Here is a 21372-nt window from a genome sequence, read left to right on the forward strand (position 1 = left end):
CGCTGGCTGCAGTATCGCTCCCGAAAATGCAACCCGAAGAAGAATTTACGACGGTGCGTCGCCGCAGCTGCAGCGTTTCCGAAAGAGTACATACGTGTCTCTCGGCAGGTGAGAGATATAAGTTCGTCGCGTGATTTTGCGTCTTTGCTGTGCGCTTGCCGCGAATATGCGCTTTTGCATACGGCTTTGCATACTTTTTGATCTTGCCCAACGAGTATGCACCGCGACAGAATTTGACTGTCGGCGGCTAGGGTTCCGGTCGGATTTCAAATTCGATGCTGGTCCGAGTGCCGCGATCCGCGGGAGAAATCCGTAGGAAGCACGGCAGGGACAAAAACCCAGATGCCACCGACCAGATTGGTCGAGCGCTTCCGCACTCTCCAATTCCAGGTCCGGTGGCGGACAGGAGTTGGCAGCGATGAAGACATTCACCTGACATTTTGAGTGAGCGACCTTCAGCGCGCGAATAGCGCGCGCAGGCCGCGCGCGACATGACGACGGCAGGACGCCGCGTCTCTTGAACATTTCGAGCGGGCAAACGCTGCAGCATCTCTGCGGCGATCGCTAGCTCTTGCCCGAAATCCGGCAACTCCGCCGGCACAAAGCGATGGGGAACAGCGATGACGAAGATCATAACTCCAGACTCAGTATCCAGGCTTACACGGCGTTCCGTTCTCACCGGCCTCACGGTTGGCGCGGGCCTTGCCGTCACCAAGCTCAACATCATCGGCCGCGCCAACGCCGCCGACACGATCACGATGAAGTATGGCTCGGACAGCCCGATGTCGGCGCCGCACACCAAATCCGCCGTCGTGATGAAGGAACTCGTCGAAGAGCGCACCAAAGGCCGCGTGAAGGTCACGATCTTCCCGGACGGTCAGCTCGGCTCCAATGACGAGATGACCAACGCGGTGAAGGCCGGCACGCTCGATGCGGTCACGACCGATACCAGCGTCATGTCGTCGGCCGTCGCCCAGGCCGATATCTTCAACCTGCCTTTCCTCTTCGGCGATACGCGCAAGGCGCTCGCCGCCGCGAACGGCGATGTCGGCACATATCTGAAGCCGATGTTCAACAAGGCGTTCAACATCGAAACCGTCGGCTTTGCGACGGACGGCGCCCGCAATTACTGGAACAGCAAGCGCCTCATCAAAGGTCCGGAAGACATGAAGGGTCTGAAGATGCGTGCGTCGTCTTCGAAGATCCAGCGCGATACGTTCTCGCGTCTCGGCGCCATTCCGACGCCGGTCTCCTTCAGCGAGACCTATACGGCGCTGCAGACCGGCGTCATAGACGGCGGCGATCATGCTCCCGTCGATATGGTCGAGATGAAGATCTATCAGGTCACGAAATTTATGACGCTGACGCATCACATCAACATCGTCAGCGTGCTTGTCGTCTCCGACAAGTTCATGGCGAAGCTGACCCCGGAAGATCAGGACATCGTGCGCGCTGCCGGCAAGGAAGCCGCCGATGCGCAGGTCGAAGCCGTTCTCGCTAAGGAAAATGAAGCGATCGCGGAACTGAAGGCCAAGGGCATTGAGATGTACCAGCCCGAAACGACGAAGCCTTTCGCCGATCTCATCCAGGCGGTGTACGCGTCCAATGAAGAGCGGGTCACCAAGGACCTGCTCGACAAAGCCCGCTCCTACGCCTGAACCCACGGGGCGAAGTCCTCTCCGGCTTCGTCCCGTTTTCTCTTTCGCCCGGAGGCGCAAATGCCGCTGCTCTCATTGGCCCGCAATCTGTCGCGTTTCGGTGCGTTTCTAGAGATCGCGCTTCTCGTGATCTGCGCTGGCCTGCTCTCGGTCATGTTCTTTTGCGTCTTCACGGGCGTGATCGTGCGCTACGTGCTGCTCGTGCCCTGGGCCTGGACAGAAGAAATCGCCCGCTACTGCCTCGTCTGGTTTGCGCCCATGGCGGCGGCGATTGGCGTGCGCCGCGGCAGTCACTTCACGTTCCAATGGGCGCTGATGCCGCTGTCGTCCGGCATGCAGAAGCTCATCCGGCAGATCGGCAATGTGCTGATCATCGCCTTCCTCATTCTTTTCGCCAAATTGAGCTTCGGCTTCCTCGACGTGATGGAAGGTCAGACCTCCTTCGTCACCGAGATCGACATGCGCATTCCGGCCGCGGGTCTTCTCGTCGGCTACAGCATGCTGATCGTCATGCACGGGCTCGAGGTTGCGGATGCGGTGATCGCTTACTTCACCGAAAAGCCGTTCAGCCTGCGCGAACTGCAGGAAATCGAAAACATGAACACGCTGAAGAGCGGCGCTCACAGCGTGCAGACGGCGGCGCTGCCGGCCGTTCCGGCCGAATAAGGATTTTTGGATCATGGCTCCCGCAATCGGAATTTCCTTTCTTCTGTTCCTGATCATCGCGCTGCCGGTGGCGTTTGTGCTCGGCATGTCGGGCACGGTCGGCATATTGATGGGCGAGGGCGGATCGGAGCTTCTGCCGGCGCTTCCGCAGGTGATCTTCAATACGCTGAACTCCTTCAGCTTCCTGACGATCCCGCTGTTTGTTTTCGCGGGCTCGATCATGGCCGAAGGCGGCGTCGCCAAAAGCCTGATGGAACTTGCCAGCGTCACGCTCGGCCGCGGCCGCGGCGGGCTCGGCACCTCGATGATCGCATCGACCCTGATGTTCAGCGGCATTTCCGGATCGTCTTCGGCCGATACCGCCGCCATCGGCAAGATTACCATCCCGAGCATGAAGGAGCAGGGCTATCCTCTGCCCTTCGCAACCGCCGTGCTCGCCGCCGCCGGCGGCACGGCGGCACTCGTTCCGCCCTCGAACGATTTCATCCTGATCGGCATAGTCGCCAATATCTCGATTGCCGGTCTGTTCGCCGCGGGCATCATTCCGGCCATCGTCAATGCGACGGGCCTTGCGGGCTATGTCGTCTACCAGTCGCGCAAGCACGGCTATGGCAGGATCGCGGGCTCGTTCTCGCTGCGCGGGGTCGTTCTTGCGATCCTGAAAGCAACGCCCGCCATCATCATGATGGCGATTATTCTTGGCGGCATTGTCGGCGGTCTGTTTACGCCGACGGAAGCGGCGGCCGTTGCGGTTGCCTACGGCATGCTCGTGACGGCGTTCTGGTATCGCTCGCTGACGCTGGAAAAGCTCGTGGCCATTTTCCGCGAGACGATCATGATCTCCGGCGTCGTGCTGTTCGTCATCTCGATGGGCGCGGTTCTCGGCTACGCGCTGACGATCTTCCAGGTGCCGGGCCAGCTCGCCGAAGCTCTGTCCTTTATCGAAAGCAAATTCGTATTCCTGCTTCTGGTGCAGATTCTGTTCTTCATCATGGGCATGTTCATGGATACGACGCCGGCGATCCTGATCCTGATGCCGATCCTGACACCCATGGCGGTCGCGCGCGGCGTCGAACCCATCCATTTCGGTATTCTCGTCGAGACGAATATTGCGCTCGGCTTTGCGACGCCACCCGTCGGAAGCTGCCTCTTCACCGCCTGCGCCGTCGCGAAAGTGCCAATCGAGGCCGTCATCAAACCGCTGGTTCCGATGATCCTTGTGCTGACAGCAACCATGATGGTCATCACCTATTTCGAGGATTTCTCAATGTTCTTGCCTCGATTGTTCAATCTCGTCGACTGACCTCGGCCCATCTCATCTCAGGACAGAAAGATCCGCACCGATGCATGTCATCGACATACATTTCCACGTCGTTCCGCCACTCCTCGTAGAAGCTCTGCGGCGCGGTGACTTCAAAGGTGTGATCGAAACCGATCGCAGCCGTGACATCGAATGGTTCGTCTTCACCGCTCCGCCCGGCGTGCCGGTGGAACCGGAAACCGAGCTTGAGGAATGCGCCTATGTGCCGGAACTGATCCTCAAAGCGCTGGATGAGCGTCATCTGACGGCTGCCGCGATCAGCCCGCCGCCGGAACTCTTCGCCTATTGGCTGGAGCCGGAGACGGGCGTTCGCTTCACGCGCCTCGTCAATGACGGCATGGCGGCGCTCGCGCTGCAGCACCCCGACCGCTTCATTCCGCTTGCAACATTGCCGATGCAGGATGTCCCGGCGGCGGTGGCCGAGCTCGAACGCGCGGTGCTGCAGCTTGGCATGCGGGGCGCTGCGATCTGCACTCATGTCAACGATATCGATCTTGACGATGCGCGTTTTGCGCCGGTGTTCGCCTGTGCGGAGAAGCTCGGCGTGCCGGTGTTCCTGCATCCGCAGAATTCCGGCGATATGCGCCGTCTCAAAGACATGCATTTGTGGAACACGGTCGGTTTCCCGTTCGAGACGGCGCTGACGGCCTCGCGCCTCATTATGGGCGGCGTGTTCGAACGCTTCCCCGGCCTCAACGTGATCCTCGCGCATGGCGGCGGCTACTTCCCCTATCAGGTGGCCCGCCTCGACCATGCTTACGGAAAGAGGGCCAAACTGCGCGAAGGCCTGCCGCACAGACCGAGCTACTATCTCCGCAACATCTATTGCGACGGGCTTCTGCACGATCCGCTGTCGCTGCAGTTTCTGATCGACCGCGTCGGCGCCGATCATGTCGTGCTCGGCTGCGATTACTCGTTCGGCATGGGCACGGCGACCGCCGTTAAATCGCTGCGCGAGCTTGGTCTTCCTGCCGCACAGGAACGCGCCATTCTCGGCGGCACGCTTGCGCGTCTCCTGAAAATCGAAAGCAAACAAAGCCAGGTCCTGGAAAAGGTGCAGTCATGAAGCCGAAGATTTTTGTCGCGCAGCCGATCCCGGAAGCCGCGCTCGACATCATGCGCGAAGTCGCCGAGGTCGAGGTGTTTCCTTACTTTGACCGGCAGATCGGCGTTCCGGACTTGGCGGCGGGCGCAAAGCGGTCCGACTGGCTCTTTGTATTGCATGAAACCCATGTCAACGCAGAAGTGCTTGCCGCCAATCCGAAGCTGAAGGGCGTCGCCGCCATGGCGCGCGATCCCGATATCGATGTCGCCGCAGCAACGAAACTCGGCATTCCCGTCATCATCGACCGGCCGATCTCGCAAATCGGACAGGAAACCGTCCATACGGCGACGGCCGATCTGACCATGGGGATGCTGCTCGGCCTTGCCTATCGCCTCGTCGAATCGGATGTCTATACGCGCACGGTCGGTTTCCGCCAGGAACAGACGGCTGCGCTGATGGGCCTTGGCTGCTGGAACAAGACGGTCGGACTGATAGGTCTCGGCAAGGTCGCGCGCCATATGGTGCCGCGCCTCAAACCCTTCGGCATGAATGTGATCTACACCAAACGCTCGCGCCTGCCGGCCGCGGAAGAGAAGGATTTCGGCATCGAATGGGTTGCCGAGCTCGATGAGCTTCTGAAGCGCAGCGACTATGTCTGCGTGCTGTGCGACTACAACACGGAGACGCACAAGCTCATCGGCCGCCGCGAACTCGATCTGATCGGCCCGGATGGCTATCTCATCAATACCGGCCGCGGCCGTATCGTCGATGAGCCGGAAATGATCCTCGCGCTGCAGGAGAAGAGAATTGCGGGTGCAGCCCTCGATGTCTTCTGGGACGAGCCGCCGCACACGGTCGATCCCTTTGTGCCGGACGCGTTGAAGAAGCTCGATAATGTGATCCTCGCGCCGCATAATGGCGGGGCGACTATAAGCTTACGGACGGAACGGACATCTTCCGTTGCGCGCGATCTCGTGATGGCGATAAAGGGAGAATGGCCGCCGGCAATTCTCAATCCCGAGGTGCTCGCTCAGCAAGGCCTCAAGGTTCCGGCTTAAGGCGATGATCACCGATCCTGCGTTTTATGTTGTGGCGGTTATCGCCGTGATCCTGCTTGGGCTCGGCAAAGGCGGCTTTGCCGGCATCGGCGCCCTCTCGCTTCCATTGCTTGCGCTTGCCATTTCACCGATCAAAGGCGCGGCGATCATGCTGCCGATCCTGATCGTTCAGGATGTCGTCAGCGTCAGCGCCTTCTGGAAGAAGTGGAGCTGGCCGAACCTGCGGATTCTATTTCCGAGCTCGTTTTTAGGCATTTTCGTCGCCTATCTTCTGGCGGCCTATATTTCGGAAGCAGCGTTCGAGCTTGCGCTCGGGATCATCTCCTTCGTGTTCGGTCTCAGAAATCTGGTAGCGAAGAAGGAAGTGCCGCCGCGCACGCCGTCGGCGCTGGAAGGCTGGTTCTGGGGCTGGATGTCGGGTTTTACCAGTATGATTTCCAATACCGGTGCGCCGCCGCTGCAAATTTATCTAACGCCGCAGAAGCTGCCGCGCGATATCTTCGTCGGCACAACCTCGCTTTTCTTCGCCGTCATCAATTGGGTGAAGGTGCCGCCCTTCTTCCTTTTGGGGCAGTTCACGCAGGAGAATCTGACGACATCGCTCGTTCTGATGCCGCTGGCGATCGGTTCGACTTTTCTCGGCGTATGGCTCGTCAAACGTGTGCCGACCGAGCGCTTCTACACCATCATCTTCTGCCTGATGCTGCTGGTGGGTGTTAAACTAATCTATGATGGCGCAGCAGGCCTGATTTGAGCTTTGCTGCTCATGCAGTGGTCAGGGTGGCAATCATAGGAGGCGGTTTCAGCGGCGCAGCCGCGGCGGTGCATCTTGCCCGTTTGTCGCCCATGCCACTAGCTATAGACATCATCGAGCCGCGCCCGGCGCTTGGCGCCGGTCTCGCTTATGGATCGTGCGGTACCGAGCACCGGCTGAACGTCCCCGCCGACCGGATGATCGTTTCGCGCGATGCGCCGTCCGATTTTGCCGATTGGCTGAGAACCTCCGGCGAAGAAGCCAAAGATCCGCGCGGCCGCACAGAGGATGGAAGCCATTATCCGCGGCGTGCAGTCTTCGGCCAGTATATGGCGCAGCTCGTGCGTGGCGCGCAGGCCGGAAACGTTTCGGGCTCGGCGATCCGCCATGTGCGGAAAAGCGCCGAGACGATCGAGCCTGTCGAAGGCGGCTGGCGCGTCGGCTTCGGCGATGAGCACGAGACCTACCGCAATATTGTTCTTGCGGTAACGCATTCGCGTCCGGCTATTCCGTGGGCGAAAGTGGAAGCGCCCAATATCATCGAAGATCCGTGGGAAAAGGGCGCGCTCGACGCTATCGCGCCCGATGCGAGCATAGTGATTGCAGGCTCGGGCCTGACCATGTGCGATGTGGTCGTGTCGCTGCGCGAACGGGGACATCGCGGCAAGATCAACGTTATTTCCCGGCGCGGGCTGACGCCGCGCCCGCAGAACGGCTTTGCGGTGTTCGGCAAAATCGGCTGGCAGGACACACCGCCGCAAACGGCATCGGAGCTGTTGCTCGATCTGCGCAGGCAAATCCGTGCCGTCGAAGCGGAGGGCGGCGTCTGGCAGAGCGTGTTGAACGCAATCCGGGAGCAATTGCCGCAGTTCTGGACGAAGATCCCGCTGCGCGAGCGGGCGCGCATCGTCAAGCATCTGCGTCCATACTGGGACGTGCACCGGTTTCGTGCGGCGCCGCAGGTCTCTGCGCTGCTCGAGCAGGGGAAGACGGAAGGCTGGCTGGAAATCAGCTCCGGCCGCATTCACGGCCTTACAGCATCGAACAACGGCGTGCGGATGGAATGGACGCCGCGCGGTGGCAAAAGGGGTGTTGTTGTTGCGGACTTTGCCGTCAACTGCACCGGCCCCGACGCGAATATCGCGCGTTCGAGCCACGCGATCATAAGGCGAGCACTCGCCGATGGCGTCATCCGGCGCGATGCCCTCGGAATGGGCATCGATGTCGATGCGCGGGGCCGCGCCTATGGGGGGGACGGAGAGCTGCAGTCCGGGCTCTGGGTCGCCGGTCCGATGGCCCGGGCCTATACGGGGGATGCGACGGGTCTGCCGGACGTGTCCGACCAGGTCCGCACCATCGCCGAAAGCCTTGCCGCCGCATTGGCCGACCGGCATAGGAATAAGGCATGCGCTATCTGACTGTTCCGGGAGCACCGCCGCCGCCGCCTTCGGCAAAGTACTCACATGCCGTGGAGGCGGGCGGACTTCTCTTCGTCACCGGCCAGTTGCCGATCGATCCGAAAAGCCCGGCCAATCCGCCGCCCGAAGGCATCGACGCGCAGACAAAGCTGGTTTTCGAGATTTTGCGGACGATCTGCTCGGCCAGCGGCTACCGCCTGGAAGATGCCGCCTTCGTCCGCATTTACCTGACAAACTTTGCGCGCGACTACACGGCGATGAACGCCGTCTATTCAGGCATCTTCTCAGACGATGCCCGTCTGCCCGGGCGCACCACTGTGGGCGTCACCACCCTGGGACGTGATTCCCTGGTCGAGATCGACCTGGTTGTCGGCAAGCCCTGAAAAACTAAGCATTTTCAGCGCGCGACTTAAGTGCATGCTCAATTGCATGCAGTCGGCACGCTAATTGCAAATCTCCGCGCACGACGGAGCGGAAGAAGTCTCCGCGTGTTCGCAGGAGTGTCAAAATGATCGGGAATTGGCGATTTGCTGGACGGCCGCTCTTGGCCGTGGTGGCGGGCGTGCTGGCCTTCAGCGCGCTTACGCATGGGGCTGGGGCGGCAACGCTCGAAGAGATCAAGAAGCGCGGCTATCTGATCGTCGCAACGGAAGACGATTATAAGCCCTTTGAATTCATGGAAGACGGCAAGCCCGTCGGTTTCGACAACGAACTTCTGGCGGAACTGCGCAAGACGTTCCCCGTCGAAATCCGTCAGGAAGTGATCCCGTGGACCGGCCTTCTCGCCGGCGTCGCGACCGGCAAATACGATGTTGCCATCACCGCCGCGATGATCACCAAAGAGCGCGTCAAAACGCTCGATTTCTCGGTTCCGATTGCCGACTCGACGCACTATTACGCCAAGCGTAAGGGCGACGACAGCATCAAGGGAATCAAGGATCTGGCCGGCAAGACGGTCGGCGTGCAGGCGGGCAGCGCGCAGCTTGAAAAGCTGCCGGAGCTCCAGGCCATGCTCGACAAGACGGGCGGCAAGCTCGGCGAGGTCAAGCAGTACACGTCTTATCCGGAAGCCTATCAGGACCTTGCCCTGAAGCGCCTCGATTTCGTGATCAACACGATCATCAATCTGAAGTCGCTGGTGAAGGACAAGCCCGACGTGTTCGAAATCGGTGAGCCGGTGTCGGGCCAGACGGTTCCGGCCTGGGCCGTTGCCAAGGGCAACACCGAACTTCTCGCCGTGCTCAACGAGTTCCTGCTCGCGCAGAAGAAGAGCGGCAAACTCGGTGAACTTCAGGCGAAGTGGCTGGGCCAGGCGTTCCCGGATCTTCCGGACAGCTATACGCCGTAAATTACAACGAGCATGCCGGCCGCGCGCGAAAGTGCGGCCGGCAGCATCACCCATGACCGCAAACGCTTTTATTTCCCTGCTGCAAGGCGCCAGCGTAACCCTGATCATTTCCCTGTCCGGGATCGCGATCGGAGTGCCGCTCGGGCTTGCCATCGCGCTGATCCGCTGGCGGCGCGTTCCCGTGCTGTCGCAGTTCGCCGCCGTCTATGTCAGCCTGATGCGCTCGACCCCGGCAGTGACCTTGTGTCTTCTGATTTTCTTCGCGGTGCCGACGCTCGGCATTGAAGTCGGCGCCTGGACCGCCGGCATACTGACGCTGACGCTCGTCACATCCGCCTTCAACAGCGAAGTCTGGCGCGCTGGTCTTCTGAACTTCTCGCGCGAGCAGCTCGAAGCCTCGCGCGCTTTCGGCATGACGCCGTTTCTGCAGCTGCGCCGCATCATTTTCCCGCAGCTCTGGCGGACCTCGCTGCCGGGTCTTGTCAACGAAGCGACACTGCTGATCAAGGCAAGCCCGGCCATCGCCGTGATCGGCGTTGCCGAAATTACGCGTGCGGCAACGCGCATCGGCGCGCAGACCTATGAACCGCTTCCGCCAATGCTCGTGGCAACCGGCATCTATGTCGCGATCATTCTCGTGTTTGTCGGCATGCAGCGCATTGTCGGCCGCTATTACGGCCCGGGATCGACGGCATGACGCGCGGCATCGAAACCGTCTGGGAGCATTCGGACCGGCTGCTCTACGGCCTGATGAACACGATCATGCTGAGCGTCGTCGGCGCAATCCTTGCGCTGGCGCTCGGTGCGCTTGTTGCCATCGTCCTGATGTCGTCCAAACCCGCGCTGCGGCTCGGCATGCAGGCGCTGGTCGATCTGATGCGCTGCGTGCCGTTCCTGATGCTGGTCTATCTCGTCTATTACGGCCTGCCGACGATCGGCATCGATTTCGACAACTGGACCTCGGGCCTCGCCGCGCTTGTCGTTTACAACACGGCTTATATGGCGGAGATCCTGCGCGGCATCTGGATGGGCCTGCCGCGCGAGACGATCGAAGCGGCAACCGCTTACGGCTATCACGGGCCGCGGCTTTATACGCGTATCATCTTCCCGCAGATTTTCCTGGCAGCCGGGCCGATGCTCGGCAATCAGCTCATCCAGATCATCAAGGATACGTCTTTCCTGACGATCATTGCCGTGCCGGAGCTGACGCAGGCGGCGAGCGGTATCCAGGCGCAATATTTCGTGCCGTTCGCAGCCTTTGTTGCGGCGATCCTTATTTACTGGGCGCTGTGCGCCTGCGTCGAATTCGGCGTGGTCCTGATCGAGAAAGTGGCGGAGGCGCGGCGCTGATGGCGAAGAAACCGGTCGAGACGGCGGAGACCGTTCTGGAAATCTCCGGCCTCACCAAAAGCTTCGGCACCAATGTGGTGCTCGACGGTGTGTCGCTCAAAGTGGCCAAGGGTCAGACGGTGTGCGTTCTCGGGCCGAGCGGCTCGGGAAAATCGACGCTGCTGCGCTGCGTCAACTGGCTGGAAAAGCCCGATCAGGGCGCGGTTTATCTCGCGGGGCGCCGCATCGGCATGCGCGAAGGCGGCCATGTCGCGATGTCCTCCTCCGAGCTTGCGCGCGAGCGGGCGCGCATCGGCATGGTGTTTCAGCACTTCAATCTCTGGCCGCATCTGACGGTCATCCAGAACCTCATCGAAGCGCCGATCCATGTTCAGAAGCGCAATCGCGATGAAGTCACGGCCGAAGCGGAAACTCTTCTCGAACGTGTCGGTCTTTCCGCCAAGAAAAACGATTTTCCGAGCCGATTGTCGGGCGGCCAGAAGCAGCGCGTCGGCATTGCGCGCGCTCTGGCGATGAAGCCGGAACTTCTTCTGTTCGACGAGCCGACCTCGGCGCTCGATCCAGAACTTGTCGGCGAAGTCGTCACTGTGATGAAGACGCTTGCCGAAAGCGGCTCGACCATGCTCGTCGTCACGCACGAGATGGGCTTTGCACGAGAGACGGCGGATGAAGTTATTCTGATGGATGGCGGCCGCATCGTCGAAAGCGGCGAGCCCGCGGCCTTCTTCAAAAAGCCCAAGACCGAACGCGCCAAGCAGTTTCTGCAGCGCTATGTCAGCTAAAAAGTACAGGAGAGTTCCATGAGCGCGGATCCCGCCGCCCTCGACGGCGTCATCTATGATTTCGTCATTCCCGCGAAGCAGCCATGGAGCCATGTGGTCGAGGCGGGCAACATTCTCCGCATCATCGATCTCGAAGGCCAGCAGGCGGTCGATTTCCTTTGCTACAACGCGAAGGACCCCGGCGATCGCTATAACGGCATGAACACGATCAAGGTGCAGGGCAACACCTATGTGTCGAAGGGCACGGTGCTGTATTCCGATGCGGGATTGAAACTGTTCACCGTCATCGAAGACACGCTCGGTCAGCACGACACCGTCTATGGCTGCTGCAGCAATCCGAACAACAAATTGCGCTACGGCGTTACGACGACGGAAAGCTGCTACACGAATTTTACCAATGAGCTGGCGCGGCGCGGCATGGACCGCAGCGCGATCGTCAGCAATGTGAACTTCTTCATGCAGGTGCCGATCATGCCCGACGGCCAGGCCGGCGTTGCCGACGGCGTCTCGCCGCCGGGAGGCTATGTCGATCTTCTGGCTGAAATGGATGTGCTCGCGGTGATTTCGAACTGTCCGCAAATGCACAACCCCTGCAACGGCTATAATCCGACGCCGATCCGAGTCATTGTCCGCAAGCCGTGACCGACCACACCGAGTCTATCCGTGAGCTGCTCGCCCGCATCCGCAAGGAGGATGCAGCGGTGCACGCCTTCACGTTCATCGCGCCTGACCCGGAGCATGTCGACGGTCCGTCCGCGGAAAAGCCGCTCGGCGGGCTTGCGATTGCGATGAAGGATATCTGCGATACCGCCGATATGCCGACGGGCTACGGTTCGAAAATCTATGACGGCTTCCAGCCGCCGATGGATGCCGCCATCGTCACCGCGCTGAAGGCGAAAGGTGCTTTCATTCCCGGCAAGACGACGACGACCGAGTTCGCCACCTCGCCGCCGACGCCGACGCTCAATCCGCGCGACACCCGTTTCACGCCCGGCGGCTCATCCGCCGGGTCTGCTGCGGCAGTTGCCGCTGGCATGGTGAAGATCGCGCTCGGCACGCAGACGCTCGGCTCGGTGATCCGTCCGGCCTCGTTCTGCGGCGTTGTCGGTTTCAAGCCGACCTATGGCTGGTTCCCGACCGCCGGGATGAAACAGCTGGCGTCCTCGCTCGACACGATCGGATTTCTTGCGGCCGATGTCGCGCATTGCGAACGCGTCTATCGTGCGCTTGTGCCGGACGATGAAACGCCGAAGGTCTCGAAGCCGAAACTCATTTTCAGCCGTGAGCCGAATTGGCATCTCACAGCGCCGGATGCGAAAGCGGCGATTGAAGCGTGCATCGAAAAGCTAAAAGGTCTCGGTGTTGATGTGACGGACGGCAAAATGCCGGAGGGCTTCGATGAGGTGAACCTCGCAGCCAACGTCATTCACGATTATCAGATGCATCGCTCGCTCGCGCCGGAGATGAAGCGCGCGCGCGAGAAGATCGCGCCGGTTCTCGCGGACCGCATCGACAGGGCCGGGCGCTGGAGCGCGGAAGATTATCGCGCGGCGATCCGTGTGGTCGAAGCGCAGCGTCTTGCCTTCGATGCCTTCATGAAAACCTGCGACGGGGTCCTATGCCTCGCTGCGGGCGGCGAGGCGCCGCTGCTCGAACTTGGGGTGACGGGCGATCCGATGATGAACAGCTCCTGGACCGCGCTGCAGACGCCGTGCGTCTCGCTTCCGGCGCTTGCGGGCGCCAACTCCATGCCGATCGGCCTGCAGATCGTCGGCGCCCGCAATCAGGATCTGAAAACGCTGTTCATTGCGAGCTTCCTCGAAGGAAAGCTCGGTTTGGCGTGAGCCGCGTCAGTACTCCTTGACGCGGTCCACTTTGTTGACCAGCGATTTTCCGTTCAGCACGCGCTCGGCATTCTTGAAGACGAGATCGAGAGTCTTCAGCGTGTAGAGCTTGGCGTCGTCCGACGAGCAGTGCGGGGTGATGATGAGGTTCGGCGTGTGCCAGAGGGGCGATGATTCCGGCAAAGGCTCCGGCTCGAACACGTCGAGCATCGCAAACAGGCGGCCTTTGTTCAGCTCGACCATGAGCGCATCGTAATCGACAAGCGGCGCGCGGCTGTAATTGATGAGGTTTGCGCCGTCCTTCATCAGCGCGAGCTCTTCCTTGCCGAGAAGATGTTTCGTCGCCTGCGTTGCCGGCGTCGTCATCAGCACGAAATCGGCCTGCGGCAGCAGTTTGTGCAGCTTTGCCGGTTTGTGCATCTTGTCGACATAGCGATGCGGCTCGCCGCTGGCGCGGATGCCGACAACGTTCATGCCCCAGCGCTTCGCCCATTTCGCCGCGCCGCCGCCGATATGGCCGACGCCGATGATGAGCACCGTCTTGCCGGCGATCGAGGACGAGAAGGTCTGGTCCCATTTCTTCAGGCGTTGATTGGTGCAGCTTTCCGGCAGGCGGTTGTTCATCATGAGCAGCGCCATGCAGGTATATTCGTCTGCCTTCTCGCCATGGATGCCGCGGCTGTTGGTCAGCGAAGTCTGCTTCGGCAGCCAGGTCAGCGGCACAAGATGGTTCACGCCGGCGCCATGCGCATGAATCCATTTCAGATTGGGGGCGCCGCCTTCGGCGATGAGCTTGGTGTCGAACTTCCAGGCAAAAAGCCCGTCGGCGGTCTTCATCTCTTTGGCAAATACGTCGCCGTCCATGCCGGTCGTAATCTTCAGACGCTTCTTCAGCCCCGGATATTTCTTGAGGGCTGTCGCGATGCGTTCTGAGGTTGCTTCGAACACCGGGCCCATGTCCCGGTTGTTCTCGATATGCAGGTGTAACTTGGCAGGCATGGAACTCTGAAACCCCAATTCGGACATGCCATGATCGGCATGCGCGTTTGCATGCAATCTTCACGCCGCCGGGAGCGGATTACCAGTAGGACGCCGAAGGGATAAGGCCCGAAGATTTTAAGCGGCTGCCGCGAGGCGCCTTCGGAAGAGAATGAGGATCGCGACCATGACGGAGGCTATTCCGACAGAGGCCGGGAACAGCACGGTCGTCGCGGAATAGGTTTCCAGCGCCGCAATGGCGAGCGTCGTGCGCAAGCCGATGGAGCCGAAAAAGGTGGGGCTCTCGCCGAACGGGTCGATCATGACTTTGCGTACCGTCGGCCCGTTTCCGAGGACATCGATCGTGCTCATGATGGCAACGGCGGTGAACGGCTCATCCGTCAGGCGCCAGAGAGCGAGCCCCAAAAGCGCGGCTGCGAAGAACGTCCAATCCACGGCGTTCGCCCGGTCGAAGCCGCACTTCCAGACCGTCAGCCCGAAGACGAGAATGGTCGCCGTCCCCGAAAAGCCGGTGTGCCAGGCGCCGGGCCCGCCGCCGGCGACGATCTGCGCGGCAAAGACCGCGATGGTCGCAACGCCCCAGGTCAGCCAGGAGATCGCGTGCGGCCGCACCTCTCCGCGCAGAATCTGCCAGATGTAAAAGCCGAAGGCCACGCCGGTCATGGCCATTGCGGCAAGAGCAAAAAATTCCTTCACCGCACGGGGTTTACAGGCGCGCGGGCCATGACGGCAAGCGATTCAGCGAAATAGTGCGGGAGGCTATTTGCCACCCTTGCGCGGATCGTAGGTCGCGACCGAGCCTTCGTATTTATCCTTGAGCGCGCTCTGGCCGAGATATTTCTTCTCGATCTCGACGACGGCCGGGAAGCCGGTGAGTTCGAGATAGGAGAATTCGCCGAGTGGGTGGCCTTCGAGGCTGTCATTGAACGCGTTGAGCGCATCGGCGCCGCGCGCTTTATAGTCGACCAGGAAGTTATGCATCATCAGCTGCGCGACCTTCGAGATCGACAGGCTGTAGGTCGCAACGCCCAGCTCTTCATATTCTTTTGTCGTGAGGCCGGGCTTCACCGCGCTCGCATTGAAGAAGACGAGCTTGCCGGGGAACGCTTCCTTGACCTTGCGCAGTTCCTCGCGCGACTGCAGCGCCATCACCATGACCATATCGATATCGGTCGTCAGATACGCTTCGACGCGGCGCAGAACCTCATCGAGGCCGCCGCCGACTGCGGCGCGCGAATCGGTGCGGGCGATGATGACGAAGTCCGGGTCCATCGCATCGCGCACATCGCAGGCGGCGCGATATTTCGCGATGACATCGGCGGTGGGGATGATCTCGACGCCCTTTGTGTAACCACAGCGTTTCGGAAACACCTGGTCTTCAAGGTAAAGGCCGGCGGCGCCCGCGGTGATGAAATCGCCGACGGCGCGCGTCACGTTCACCACATTGCCGAAGCCGGTTTCGCAATCGGCGATCACGGGGATCGACACGCACTGGCAGACACGGCGCAGATTGTCGACGACTTCCGTCAGCGTCATCAGGCCCGCATCGGGCAGGCCCATAATGTGCGCGGAGGATTGCGAGCCGGAAAGCCCGAAGAGGCGGAAGCCGGTCGATTCCGCGAGCTGCGCATGATGCGGAGTCGCGCCGGAAATCCACGGCAGAGGCCATTTATCTTCCTTGAGCTGACGGCGCAGCTCGGTCGACATTTTGCCTTCGACGACTTTTTTCCGCAGCAGCATTCAAACTCTCCTGAAATCCGTACGTTTTACGAAACCGAATTTTCCGGCGCGACATTGGCATGGGCAAGGCCATTGGCGTTGAAGATTCGCCGGAGCACGCCGTTCGCCTTCGCCTTTTCGATGAAGCCGGTGACGATGTCACGCGCCAGAGGGCGCCCGAGCGGCACGGCGACCGCCGTTCCCGTCGCATGGTAATAATCGTCGAGGATGCGCGTGCCGGGAATCTCGAGGCTGCGCAGGGATTCGCGTCCGAGTGCGATCGCATCGGCCTTGCCGGATTCAAACAGCGCGATCACTTCCGACGTCGCATCCGCGCCGATGACATTGGCGGCCGGCGATGCGCGGCGCACGCTGCGCAAAGTGGCGGTGCCTTCGATGCCGGCGATCGTCACGCCCGGCTGGTTGAGGTCCGCGACGCCGCGGAAGGAGGAGGTCGCGCTGACAAGATAGGTGCTGTCGCCGAGATGATAATTCGTGCCGAACGACACCAGTACCTTGCGCTCGGCATCGACGGGCACGAACGTCACGTCCCATACATCGTCGTTCGCATGGGCGACGATATCGGCGGAACTCGAATGCTCGACGATTTCAAACGGCACCCCAAGAGAGTTTGCGAGTTCCGCGCCGAGATCGACCGTCACGCCTTCCGGCTTGCCGGTCTCGTCATTGCGCCGTGTCCAGACGGCGGACTTTGCCGCTCCAACGGCGACGGCGACGCGCAAAATTCCGTGCGGCATCAACTCCTGCCGCTCCCTTGCCCCGATCATTAAACCACGCTCCTGAAATCCATTTGCTTTTGTATACGCATGTATACTAAATCTATTCCAGGATCAACGAGAGCCCGAAGTGACCCATTTTTCCCGTACCAGCTATGATGTTGTGATCGCCGGAGGGGGTAATGCCGCTCTCTGTGCGGCCATTTCGGCCCGCCGCGCGGGGGCGGAATCCGTTCTTATCCTTGAAGCCGCACCGGAATTTTATCGTGGCGGCAATACGCGCCATACGCGGAACATGCGTTGCGCCCATGAAACGGCGACTGCAACGCTGACGGGCCCCTATACGGAAGACGAGTTCTGGGACGATCTCAAGCGCGTCACGGAGGGCCATACCAACGAAGACCTCGCCAAATTCATGATCGAGCAGTCGAGTTCGCTGCTCCCCTGGATGGAAGAGCAGGGGGTCCGTTATCAGCCCTCGCTCGGTGGCACGCTGAGCCTCGGCCGCACCAATTCCTTCTTTCTTGGCGGCGGACGCTCGATGCTGAATACGCTTTACCGCACGGCGGAAAAGTTCGGCGTCGAAGTCGCCTATGATGCCGAAGTCATCGATGTCGATCTTCAGGACAGCCGCTTCCGTTCGGCGACGGCGCGCATCAAGGGCGAGCTGGTGAAGGTCGAAGGAAAGACCTTCATCGCGGCGGCTGGCGGCTTCGAAGCCAATCTCGAATGGCTGCGCGAATATTGGGGGCCTCCGGCGGAGAACTTCCTTATTCGCGGCACGCCCTACAACAGGGGCTCGCTGCTGCGCCTTCTCAATCAGAAGGGCGTCGAAGAGATCGGCGATCCGACGCAATGCCATGCGGTCGCGATCGATGCGCGTGCGCCGAAATTCGACGGCGGCATCATCACGCGTCTTGACTGCGTGGTGTTCGGCATCGTCGTGAACAACAAGGCCGAACGCTTCTACGACGAGGGTGAGGATTTCTGGCCGAAGCGCTATGCGATCTGGGGCCGCCTCGTCGCCGCCCAGCCCGAGCAGATCTCCTACATCATCTTCGATGCATCTTCGCTGAAGCTGTTCATGCCCTCGCTCTATCCGCCGATCAAAGCCGAGACGATTGGCGAACTCGGCGAAAAGCTCGGGCTCGATCCAAAGGCCCTGCAAAACACGGTGTCGACGTTCAATGCGTCGGTACGCGACGGCAATTTCGATCCGGCGGTGCTCGACGATTGCCGCACCGAAGGCCTCACGCCGCAGAAATCGCACTGGGCGCGCAGGATCGAGAAGGCACCGTTCTATGCCTATCCGGTGCGGCCCGGCATCACCTTCACCTATCTCGGCGTCCGCGTGAACCGCGAGGCGCGTGTCGTTATGCAGGGCAACGCACAGCCAGCAGAGAATGTGTTTTCCGCCGGCGAGATGATGGCCGGCAACGTGCTCGGCCGCGGCTATGCGGCGGGCATCGGCATGACGATCGGATCATCGTTCGGGCGCGTTGCAGGACGGGAGGCGGCAAAGCATGTCCGCGGTTGATCTTCTGAGCCTGACAAAAGCCGATCAAACGCATCGCTCGGCTTCGCTCGCGGAAGCGGACCGTCTGATGACGGTGTGCAATTCCTGCAGATACTGCGAAGGCCTCTGCGCGGTGTTTCCGGCGATGGAAATGCGCCGCGACTTTACGAATGGCGATCTCTCTTATCTCGCCAATCTCTGCCACTCATGTGGTGCCTGCTATTACGATTGCCAGTTCTCGCCGCCGCACGAATTCAATGTCAATGTGCCGCGCGTTCTCGCGGAAGTGCGCGGCGAAGCCTATCAGCTCTATGCGTGGCCGCGCGCCTTTGCCGGCCTGTTCGAACGCAATGCGCTGAAGATCAGCCTGATCCTCGCCGGCAGCGTTGCGGCGTTCATTGCGGGTTTCATCGCGGTGCACGAGCCGGCGGCGCTTTTTGCGGCCAATGACGAGCCCGGCGCCTTCTATCGCCTGATGCCGCACAACGCGATGGCCGCCCTGTTCGGCGCCGTCTTTCTTTATGCGCTTGTTGCCATGACGATGGGCTGCGTGAATTTCTGGCGCGATATCGGCGAGCCGGCCGAAACGCTGTCGGAGCCGCGTTCGATCTGGCAGGCGATCAAGGATGCGGGAAGCCTGCGCTATCTCGACGGCGGCGGCGCCGGCTGCATGAACGAAGACGACAAGCCGGACGACAATCGCCGCTTCTATCATCACTGCACGTTCTACGGCTTCATGCTCTGTTTCGCCTCGACCACGGCGGCGACGGGCTATCACTATCTCTTAGGGATGGAAGCGCCTTATCCCTGGTACGACCTTCCGGTGGTGCTCGGCACGCTTGGCGGTATCGGACTTGTGATTGGTCCGATCGGTCTGTTGAAGGCCAAGTTTCAGCGCGACCGCGCCATGCAGGACGGCGCGCGCTTTGACGGCGATGCCGCCTTTATCGGAATGCTGTTCCTGACCAGCGTAACGGGTCTTCTTCTCATGGTGCTGCGCGCGACGCCGGCAATGGGACTTCTGCTGGCGATCCATCTTGGAGTTGTCTTCGCCCTGTTCTTCACCATGCCCTATTCGAAATTCGTCCACGGCCTGTACCGCTTCGGCTCCCTGGTCCGCTACGCCAAGGAGCGGCGGAGCCATTGACCCCGCTTAAGCCCTGCTAAAGAGGGGGCTTGCGGGGGTGAATACCAATGTATACGCTCATGAGAATGGCTCCAGCCTCGCCGAGGTTTGGGGCCTAAAAAGCAAGAAACGGCCGTAAAAAGCCGGTCCTTTGGGAGACAGCGCCCATGTCGAGCGCTCAGGTAGTAGAGTATGGAGCGGCGCCGCTAAAGCTCGGCGTCAGCCGTGAATTCAGCGCATTCGCCGCCAATCTTCGCTTCGAGGATCTGCCGGACGCCGTCGTGCACGAAGCGCGGCGCGGCGTCATGGATTGGCTCGGCTGCGCGATTGCCGGCAGCCGTCATTCGACGATCCGTCATCTTCTTGCCGGTGTCGGCGCGCTCGGCAGCTTGGAGCAGGTGCCTGTGATCGCGCAGGGCGGCAAAAAGCTCGGCATGCTGGAAGCCGCTCTCGTCAACGGCCAGATGGGCCATGTCCTCGATTTCGACGACACCCATATGGAAGGCGTCGTCCTGCACACGAGTTCGCCGGTTCTGGCGGCCTGCCTGTCGGCTGCGAGCTCGGGCACGTTTTCCGGCAAAGATTTGATCACCGCCTATGCGCTGGCGTTCGAAGCCGGTGTGCGTACCGGCAAAGCCGCGCCGACCCATCACGACGGCGGCTGGCATCTGACCGGCACCCTCGGCACGATCGCCGCCGGTGTCGCCGTGGCGCGCCTTCTCGGCCTTGATGAAAAGCAGATGACGCATGCGCTCGGCGTTGCGACGACGCAGGCCGCCGGCATGCAGCAGAACCGCGGCACAATGTCGAAATCCTTCCACGCCGGCCGTGCTGCGATGAGTGCCGTGCTGGCCGCGTTCCTGGCGCGCGAAGGCTTCGACAGCTCGGACGAAATTCTCGAAGGCCGCCGCGGTTTCGTGCGCATTTTCAGCACGCGCTCCAATCCGGACGTCATTCTCGACAAACTCGGCAGCGATTGGCACATCGTCCGCAACGGTTATAAGCCCTATGCGTGCGGTATTGTTCTGCATCCGGCCATCGATGCGGTGATCGATCTGCGCAAGCACAACATCGCGCCGGAACAGGTCGCGGAGCTGAAAGTCATCGTCAATCCGGCGACCGTCCGCATCACCGGTGTCGAAGATCCGCAGACCGGGCTTCAGTCGAAGTTCAGCATCTATCATTCCGCCGCCGTCGCTTTCCTAGACGGCAATGCCGGCCTGCCGCAGTACAGCGATCAGCGCGCGACCGCGCCGGAAGTCGTCGCCCTGCGCAAGAAAGTGCGCGTCGGGACCGATGACAGTTTCCGCCGCGACGAAGCGCATGCCGAGATCGTGTCGACCGACGGCCAGCGCTTCGAGGTTCATGTCGATCATGCGTCAGGTACGGCCGACAACCCGATGTCGGATGCAGCGATGGAGGCGAAATTCCGCCTCAATGCCGAACCTGTCGTCGGCAAGGACACGGCTGACAAACTGGTCCAGACCATCTGGACGCTCGACGCGCTGAAGGATGTCCGCGACATCCTCAAGCTCGCCTCCTGAATCCCGCGAGATTGATATGAAGCGCTCAAACCTATTCGGCGGTGATGTTATATCCGGCGCGCTGCTCGCAGCGCTCGGCGCCTATATTACGCTCGCCTCGGACCAGTGGACGATCATGGCCCATGACGGGCCGGGGCCCGGCTTCTTCCCGCTCATCTATGGCGTCATTTTGCTCGTGGGTTCGCTGGCGCTTGTTCTGATGGGCCTGTTCAAAGGCCCCGCGCCGCGCGAGGAGCCGCTCGATTGGGCCGGCATCCGCAAGGCGCTCGGCATCTGGCTTGTGTTCGCGCTGATGATCCCGGTCATGAAGTATTTCGGCTTCCTGATTGCGCTCGCCATTCTGATCTTCTTCTTCCTGCGCGCGATCTATCCATGGCGCCTTGTGCCGTCGATCATCGCTTCTGTACTGACGCCGATCGGTTTCTTCATCATTTTCCCGACGCTGCTCCATGTCGAGCTTCCGGTCGGCGCCTGGACGGGCTTCTGA

The 21372-nt window shown here is 61.0% G+C and carries 22 protein-coding genes; 18 read left to right on the top strand and 4 right to left on the bottom strand.

The window, feature by feature from the left end:
* The first annotated feature begins 620 nt into the window (after positions 1–620).
* From IZ6_RS01800 to IZ6_RS01865, 14 genes are all read left to right on the top strand, one after another.
* The gene (locus IZ6_RS01800; protein ID WP_222876321.1) at positions 621–1658 is read left to right on the top strand and encodes a TRAP transporter substrate-binding protein; all 1038 of its coding nucleotides are present in this window, start codon (positions 621–623) and stop codon (positions 1656–1658) included.
* Positions 1659–1718: 60 nt separating this feature from the next.
* Positions 1719–2324, top strand: coding sequence for a TRAP transporter small permease (locus IZ6_RS01805; RefSeq protein ID WP_222876322.1), 606 nt, complete (start codon positions 1719–1721; stop codon positions 2322–2324).
* Between the two features lie 13 nt (positions 2325–2337).
* A complete protein-coding gene (locus tag IZ6_RS01810) occupies positions 2338–3627 on the top strand; it encodes a TRAP transporter large permease (RefSeq protein ID WP_222876323.1) in 1290 nt (429 codons plus the stop codon).
* 40 nt (positions 3628–3667) lie between these two features.
* Positions 3668–4711, top strand: a complete 1044-nt coding sequence (locus tag IZ6_RS01815; RefSeq protein ID WP_222876324.1) for an amidohydrolase family protein — start codon at positions 3668–3670, stop codon at positions 4709–4711.
* Positions 4708–5748: an NAD(P)-dependent oxidoreductase gene (locus tag IZ6_RS01820; protein WP_222876325.1), complete on the top strand. Its 1041-nt coding sequence runs from the start codon at positions 4708–4710 to the stop codon at positions 5746–5748. Before IZ6_RS01815 ends, IZ6_RS01820 begins: the two co-directional genes overlap by 4 nt.
* 4 nt (positions 5749–5752) lie before the next feature.
* Positions 5753–6502, top strand: a complete 750-nt coding sequence (locus IZ6_RS01825) for a sulfite exporter TauE/SafE family protein (RefSeq protein ID WP_222876326.1) — start codon at positions 5753–5755, stop codon at positions 6500–6502.
* Positions 6503–6528: 26 nt separating this feature from the next.
* On the top strand, positions 6529–7920 hold the full coding sequence (locus IZ6_RS01830; RefSeq protein WP_222876327.1) for an FAD/NAD(P)-binding protein: 1392 nt from the start codon (positions 6529–6531) through the stop codon (positions 7918–7920).
* Complete coding sequence (locus IZ6_RS01835; protein WP_222876328.1) at positions 7908–8303, top strand: RidA family protein; 396 nt, start codon at positions 7908–7910, stop codon at positions 8301–8303. The genes IZ6_RS01830 and IZ6_RS01835 overlap by 13 nt, the downstream gene beginning before the upstream one ends.
* Before the next feature lie 125 nt (positions 8304–8428).
* Positions 8429–9268, top strand: coding sequence for a transporter substrate-binding domain-containing protein (locus IZ6_RS01840; protein WP_222876329.1), 840 nt, complete (start codon positions 8429–8431; stop codon positions 9266–9268).
* 52 nt (positions 9269–9320) lie between these two features.
* Positions 9321–9965: an amino acid ABC transporter permease gene (locus IZ6_RS01845; protein ID WP_222876330.1), complete on the top strand. Its 645-nt coding sequence runs from the start codon at positions 9321–9323 to the stop codon at positions 9963–9965.
* Positions 9962–10618 (top strand): amino acid ABC transporter permease, encoded by a 657-nt coding sequence (locus IZ6_RS01850; protein WP_222876331.1) that lies wholly within the window; start codon positions 9962–9964, stop codon positions 10616–10618. The genes IZ6_RS01845 and IZ6_RS01850 overlap by 4 nt, the downstream gene beginning before the upstream one ends.
* Positions 10618–11400, top strand: a complete 783-nt coding sequence (locus IZ6_RS01855) for an amino acid ABC transporter ATP-binding protein (protein ID WP_222876332.1) — start codon at positions 10618–10620, stop codon at positions 11398–11400. The genes IZ6_RS01850 and IZ6_RS01855 overlap by 1 nt, the downstream gene beginning before the upstream one ends.
* A gap of 18 nt (positions 11401–11418) precedes the next feature.
* A complete protein-coding gene (locus IZ6_RS01860) occupies positions 11419–12042 on the top strand; it encodes a DUF1989 domain-containing protein (protein ID WP_222876333.1) in 624 nt (207 codons plus the stop codon).
* Complete coding sequence (locus IZ6_RS01865; protein ID WP_222876334.1) at positions 12039–13244, top strand: amidase; 1206 nt, start codon at positions 12039–12041, stop codon at positions 13242–13244. The genes IZ6_RS01860 and IZ6_RS01865 overlap by 4 nt, the downstream gene beginning before the upstream one ends.
* Before the next feature lie 6 nt (positions 13245–13250).
* Here IZ6_RS01865 and IZ6_RS01870 read toward each other — a convergent pair whose 3' ends face one another.
* The 4 genes from IZ6_RS01870 to IZ6_RS01885 form a co-directional block, all read right to left on the bottom strand.
* A complete protein-coding gene (locus IZ6_RS01870; RefSeq protein WP_222876335.1) occupies positions 13251–14243 on the bottom strand; it encodes a D-2-hydroxyacid dehydrogenase in 993 nt (330 codons plus the stop codon).
* Positions 14244–14360: 117 nt separating this feature from the next.
* The gene (locus IZ6_RS01875) at positions 14361–14939 is read right to left on the bottom strand and encodes a hypothetical protein (RefSeq protein ID WP_222876336.1); all 579 of its coding nucleotides are present in this window, start codon (positions 14937–14939) and stop codon (positions 14361–14363) included.
* A 63-nt stretch (positions 14940–15002) separates the two neighbouring features.
* Positions 15003–15983: an isocitrate lyase/PEP mutase family protein gene (locus IZ6_RS01880; RefSeq protein ID WP_222876337.1), complete on the bottom strand. Its 981-nt coding sequence runs from the start codon at positions 15981–15983 to the stop codon at positions 15003–15005.
* Between the two features lie 26 nt (positions 15984–16009).
* On the bottom strand, positions 16010–16720 hold the full coding sequence (locus tag IZ6_RS01885; RefSeq protein WP_222876338.1) for a transporter substrate-binding domain-containing protein: 711 nt from the start codon (positions 16718–16720) through the stop codon (positions 16010–16012).
* A gap of 109 nt (positions 16721–16829) precedes the next feature.
* Here IZ6_RS01885 and tcuA point away from each other — a divergent pair, with 109 nt between their 5' ends.
* The 4 genes from tcuA (at position 16830) to IZ6_RS01905 (ending at position 21372) form a co-directional block, all read left to right on the top strand.
* Positions 16830–18236 carry an FAD-dependent tricarballylate dehydrogenase TcuA gene (gene tcuA, locus IZ6_RS01890; RefSeq protein WP_222876339.1) on the top strand — a complete coding sequence of 469 codons (1407 nt, stop codon included), beginning with the start codon at positions 16830–16832 and terminating at the stop codon, positions 18234–18236.
* Positions 18223–19362, top strand: a complete 1140-nt coding sequence (tcuB, locus tag IZ6_RS01895; RefSeq protein ID WP_222876340.1) for a tricarballylate utilization 4Fe-4S protein TcuB — start codon at positions 18223–18225, stop codon at positions 19360–19362. The genes tcuA and tcuB overlap by 14 nt, the downstream gene beginning before the upstream one ends.
* Before the next feature lie 146 nt (positions 19363–19508).
* On the top strand, positions 19509–20885 hold the full coding sequence (locus tag IZ6_RS01900) for an MmgE/PrpD family protein (protein ID WP_222876341.1): 1377 nt from the start codon (positions 19509–19511) through the stop codon (positions 20883–20885).
* Between the two features lie 16 nt (positions 20886–20901).
* Entirely contained in the window at positions 20902–21372 is a 471-nt protein-coding gene (locus IZ6_RS01905; RefSeq protein WP_222876342.1) for a tripartite tricarboxylate transporter TctB family protein, read from the top strand.

This window comes from Terrihabitans soli (genome assembly GCF_014191545.1).
Lineage (GTDB): Bacteria > Pseudomonadota > Alphaproteobacteria > Rhizobiales > Methylopilaceae > Flaviflagellibacter > Flaviflagellibacter soli.

What these genes read in the sequence shown, in the direction of transcription:
- IZ6_RS01840 (WP_222876329.1), top strand. Translation starts at nt 8,429, where the DNA reads ATGATCGGGAATTGGCGATTTGCTGGACGGCCGCTCTTGGCCGTGGTG.
- IZ6_RS01855 (WP_222876332.1), top strand. Translation starts at nt 10,618, where the DNA reads ATGGCGAAGAAACCGGTCGAGACGGCGGAGACCGTTCTGGAAATCTCC.
- IZ6_RS01815 (WP_222876324.1), top strand. Translation starts at nt 3,668, where the DNA reads ATGCATGTCATCGACATACATTTCCACGTCGTTCCGCCACTCCTCGTA.
- IZ6_RS01845 (WP_222876330.1), top strand. Translation starts at nt 9,321, where the DNA reads ATGACCGCAAACGCTTTTATTTCCCTGCTGCAAGGCGCCAGCGTAACC.
- IZ6_RS01880 (WP_222876337.1), bottom strand. Translation starts at nt 15,983, where the DNA reads ATGCTGCTGCGGAAAAAAGTCGTCGAAGGCAAAATGTCGACCGAGCTG.
- IZ6_RS01870 (WP_222876335.1), bottom strand. Translation starts at nt 14,243, where the DNA reads ATGCCTGCCAAGTTACACCTGCATATCGAGAACAACCGGGACATGGGC.
- IZ6_RS01810 (WP_222876323.1), top strand. Translation starts at nt 2,338, where the DNA reads ATGGCTCCCGCAATCGGAATTTCCTTTCTTCTGTTCCTGATCATCGCG.
- IZ6_RS01885 (WP_222876338.1), bottom strand. Translation starts at nt 16,720, where the DNA reads ATGCCGCACGGAATTTTGCGCGTCGCCGTCGCCGTTGGAGCGGCAAAG.
- IZ6_RS01900 (WP_222876341.1), top strand. Translation starts at nt 19,509, where the DNA reads ATGTCGAGCGCTCAGGTAGTAGAGTATGGAGCGGCGCCGCTAAAGCTC.
- IZ6_RS01800 (WP_222876321.1), top strand. Translation starts at nt 621, where the DNA reads ATGACGAAGATCATAACTCCAGACTCAGTATCCAGGCTTACACGGCGT.
- IZ6_RS01905 (WP_222876342.1), top strand. Translation starts at nt 20,902, where the DNA reads ATGAAGCGCTCAAACCTATTCGGCGGTGATGTTATATCCGGCGCGCTG.
- IZ6_RS01835 (WP_222876328.1), top strand. Translation starts at nt 7,908, where the DNA reads ATGCGCTATCTGACTGTTCCGGGAGCACCGCCGCCGCCGCCTTCGGCA.
- IZ6_RS01850 (WP_222876331.1), top strand. Translation starts at nt 9,962, where the DNA reads ATGACGCGCGGCATCGAAACCGTCTGGGAGCATTCGGACCGGCTGCTC.
- IZ6_RS01820 (WP_222876325.1), top strand. Translation starts at nt 4,708, where the DNA reads ATGAAGCCGAAGATTTTTGTCGCGCAGCCGATCCCGGAAGCCGCGCTC.
- IZ6_RS01860 (WP_222876333.1), top strand. Translation starts at nt 11,419, where the DNA reads ATGAGCGCGGATCCCGCCGCCCTCGACGGCGTCATCTATGATTTCGTC.
- tcuB (WP_222876340.1), top strand. Translation starts at nt 18,223, where the DNA reads ATGTCCGCGGTTGATCTTCTGAGCCTGACAAAAGCCGATCAAACGCAT.
- IZ6_RS01805 (WP_222876322.1), top strand. Translation starts at nt 1,719, where the DNA reads ATGCCGCTGCTCTCATTGGCCCGCAATCTGTCGCGTTTCGGTGCGTTT.
- IZ6_RS01825 (WP_222876326.1), top strand. Translation starts at nt 5,753, where the DNA reads ATGATCACCGATCCTGCGTTTTATGTTGTGGCGGTTATCGCCGTGATC.